2 protein-coding genes and 1 pseudogene are annotated in these 3,511 nt (G+C 63.6%); all 3 read right to left on the reverse strand.

Annotation, left to right across the window (positions count from 1 at the left end; translation table 11 throughout):
• Positions 1-261 (reverse strand): annotated as a pseudogene (locus ABTX60_RS43020) (hypothetical protein); the annotation flags it as partial.
• A 165-nt stretch (positions 262-426) separates the two neighbouring features.
• On the reverse strand, positions 427-2,115 hold the full coding sequence (locus tag ABTX60_RS43025; RefSeq protein ID WP_064113783.1) for an acetoacetate--CoA ligase: 1,689 nt from the start codon (positions 2,113-2,115) through the stop codon (positions 427-429).
• On the reverse strand, positions 2,112-3,359 hold the full coding sequence (gene istA / locus ABTX60_RS43030) for an IS21 family transposase (RefSeq protein WP_209923626.1): 1,248 nt from the start codon (positions 3,357-3,359) through the stop codon (positions 2,112-2,114). The genes ABTX60_RS43025 and istA overlap by 4 nt, the downstream gene beginning before the upstream one ends.
• Positions 3,360-3,511: the final 152 nt, after the last annotated feature.

A 3,511-nucleotide genomic window follows, 5' to 3' on the forward strand; every position in this document is an offset into this window, starting at 1 on the left:
CGATGCGCGTTCGGGGCGGCCGCGTAGCCTCGATCGCCGGGAGATCGTCTCCGCGACCTTGATGCCGCCGCCGAAGAAATACGGTGTCACACACTCGTTCAGTGCGGTTTCCAGGACGGTTTTGGTGAACTGTTTGAGCAGGCCGTCCGGCCCGGTCAGCGACAGGCCCTGCTCCTTGGCCAGGCGCACCAACTCTGCGGCCGCCGCAGCTTCCGCGGAGGGCTCGGCCCTCTTCTTCGTCACATCTTCCAGTGTCGTCATCTCGGCACCTCCTCGCCGAGCATTCACTCAGCGTCTCGGGCCAAAACACCGATTGCGAAACAGTCCCGGCAGCCACCAATACTTTGGAAAACATCGTTCTTCTGAACCTCGGCTCGTTGCTCGGATGGCGTGGCAGGGAGGGAAGCGGTGCATGCGCCCCGGTTGTCAGGGGGTCCTGCTCGCGGCATCGGTGCGGGTGAACCGGGTGAAGTACCGCAGGGCGTCGGGGTCGTCGATCGTGTCGGATCCGATGATGCGATCGACGTCCGCTCCTTGGACGATGCGTTTGATCGGTATCTCGATCTTCTTGCCGGTGCGGGTGTGCGGGATGGCGGGTACTTCGATGATCTCGTCGGGAACATGGCGAGGGGACGCGTGGGTTCGGATCGCGGTGGTGATGCGCTCGCGGAGCTCCTGGTCGAGTGACCTGCCCGGTGCGGGGACGACGAACAGCGGCATCCAGTAGCCGCCGCCGTCGAGTTCGATTCCGACGACGAGTGCCTCGCCGACTTCCGGCAGGTCTTCGACGATGTCGTAGATGTCGGCGCTTCCGAAGCGCACTCCATGACGGTTCAGCGTTGCATCCGATCGACCGGTCACGACGACGCTGCCGCGTTCGGTCACGATTACCCAGTCGCCGTGACGCCAGAGACCGGGATAGGTCTCGAAGTAGGAGGTGCGATACCGGGTCCCGTCCGCGTCATTCCAGAAGAAGACGGGCATCGAGGGCATCGGTTCGGTGACCACCAACTCGCCGACGTCGCCAATGACGGGCCGACCGTTCTCGTCGCGGGCTTCCAGGGCCACACCCAGCATCGGTGCGGACAGCTCGCCCGCCCACACCGCCGTGTTCGGGGCGCTGCCGGCGAACCCGCTCACCACGTCGGTTCCGCCGCTGACGGAGGCCACCTGGATCGTCGATCCGACGTGGCCGCGGACCCAGTCGTACTGTTGCTCGGCCAGGGGTGCGCCCGTGGATCCGAGTATCTTGAGGTGGCTTAGATCGAGGTTTCGGGCGGGTTCGACACCCATTTTGGCGCAGGTGAGCAGGTATCCGGGGCTGACTCCGAGGACGCGGGCTCGGCAGTCCGCGGCGATCGTCCACAGGCGCTGCGGGTTCGGATACGTCGGACTGCCGTCATAGACGACGATGGTCGACCCGAGCAGGAGTCCGGACACGACGAGGTTCCACATCATCCAATTAGTGGTGGTGTACCAGAAGAAGCGGTCTCCCGGCCCGAGGTCGTGGTGCAGGCCGAGCAGCTTGTAATGTTCGAGCAGGACTCCGCCGTGTGAATGCACGATGCCTTTCGGTATTCCGGTGGTCCCGGACGAGTACAGCACCCACAAGGGGTCGTTGAAATCGACTCGCTCGAACTGCACCGGCGCGGGGCGAGCGAGGATGTCGGCCCATGCGTGAGCATCGGCGACAGCGAGGGCGTCGGTCAGGACCGGGACGTGCACGGTGGACCGCACCGTCGGCAGCAGGTCCTGCAGCGCGGCGACGTCGCTGCGCCGGTCGTGGGGACGACCGTGCCAGGTGTTCAGATGCGCAATGGCATCACGCTGCAGACCGCGAGCGTGGTCGAAGTCGAACTCCTCCAACGATTTACGGGCAGGGAAACGAGCGGCGCGGATCCGGGATTCGCCGCCGTGACTTTCTCGCGCGGAGACTTCCCGCTGCAGGCACGCGACCAGAAATTCTTCGTGAGTCCAACTCTCTTCACGTGCTCGTTCGGTCAATCGTCCGGCGGCATCACGCAAGGTCGGTGCTTTGAGGGCGCGGGACAGGAAATTCAACTCGGCGGTCAGATCATGCTGAGGCTGCCGGGTTCCGCTGTTGTTGGTGGTCATAGTGCCTCCGTTCCATCGTAGTCAGGGACGTCGAACATGGCGTCGTAATCGCTCAGCGATCGAATCTGAACCTCCGGTTCAGCCGCCGGGTGAACCACTGTGATGCGGTTATGGCGCAGTGTGACAGCAGCTTTCACGTGATCGGAATCGGAGATCGTCTGATGTTTCGCCCACGCCCGAACATGATCAGCGACGCACCGGCCCGCGCACCACACTCGCACCCGGGCCAGATCGGCGGTGACCTCGATGCGCTGTCCGATCACCGACGGATGCACCGAGTAGTCGTTCGAATCGAGTCGGATGTAGTGATCGCGGGCCAGTCTGGTCGAGTACTGCCATCCGGTCACCGGTGGCACGGGCGGCAACTCGAGCATTCGGGCGCGGTCGGCATCGATGCGATCGGCCGGGGCGCAGCCGAGGGCGCGTTTGCGACGGCTGTTCGCGATCGCTAACCACGCCGACAGTTGCCGGTTGAAATCATTGGGACCGGTGAACGAACGGCCGGGCAGAAACGAGGTCTCCAGATAGTCGTGATTGCGTTCGATGATGCCCTTCGCTTCCGGATCGGCCGGCTTACAGACGAGCACTTTCGCACCGAGAGTGCCGCGAAATCCCTGGCAGTCCTGCGTTAGTTCCACCTTGCGGTGCCGCCATCGGCCGATGGCACCTTCGCCGTCCCAGACAAGTACTCGGGGCACTGCGCCGAGCCCGACGATCAGGTGCCACCAGCCGGCGAACAGGTCTTCGGCGCCGCGGGTGGGAATCAACAAGGCAGAGAACCAGCGCGAATATCCGCAGGTCATCGTCAAGACCGGTAGTTTCGTCGCGGTCCGAACATGGCCGTGATCGATCGGCAGAGTGATCGGAGGGAACCAGAAGTCGCACTGAGCGATCTCGCCGGGAAGATACGTGGTTCGTGAAGCCGGGTCCGGCGGCAGATAGACCGGTCGAAATTCGGCGACCCTTGTGCTCAGGGTTCGGATTGAGCGGTCCCAGCCGATGCGTTCGGCGATCACCGTTGCGGGCATCGTCGGGAACTCGTGGAGCAACTCCCGAATGCGGGGTTCGACGACGTCGACGATCGAACCAGATTTGGCGCGTTGATATTTCGGTGGTCCGTCGGCGGCTAACGCCGAGCGGACGGTGTTGCGGGAAACTCCCATCAGGCGAGCGATTGCCTTGATCGGCAACCTTTCGCTTCGATGCAGACGCCGGATTTCGGCCCAATCTTCCACGGACAGCATCCCTTCGTCCCTCCTGGCTCGACTAGAGCCAGGATCGGCGGTCAGGGGTCAATATTGGGCTCTCCGCATTTGAGCGGGGCGTGTGCTGATTTCATGCTGCTGGTCTCTGCCCTCGGGTGAGGGCGATGTGGACCATGATGCGCCTTCGGTAG

Source organism: Streptomyces sp. NPDC126510 (genome assembly GCF_040302345.1).
Lineage (GTDB): Bacteria > Actinomycetota > Actinomycetes > Streptomycetales > Streptomycetaceae > Streptomyces.

Bases quoted from the DNA above. Each gene is read 5' to 3' on its own strand.
- ABTX60_RS43025 (WP_064113783.1), bottom strand. From the start codon at position 2,115: ATGACCACCAACAACAGCGGAACCCGGCAGCCTCAGCATGATCTGACC.
- istA (WP_209923626.1), bottom strand. From the start codon at position 3,359: ATGCTGTCCGTGGAAGATTGGGCCGAAATCCGGCGTCTGCATCGAAGC.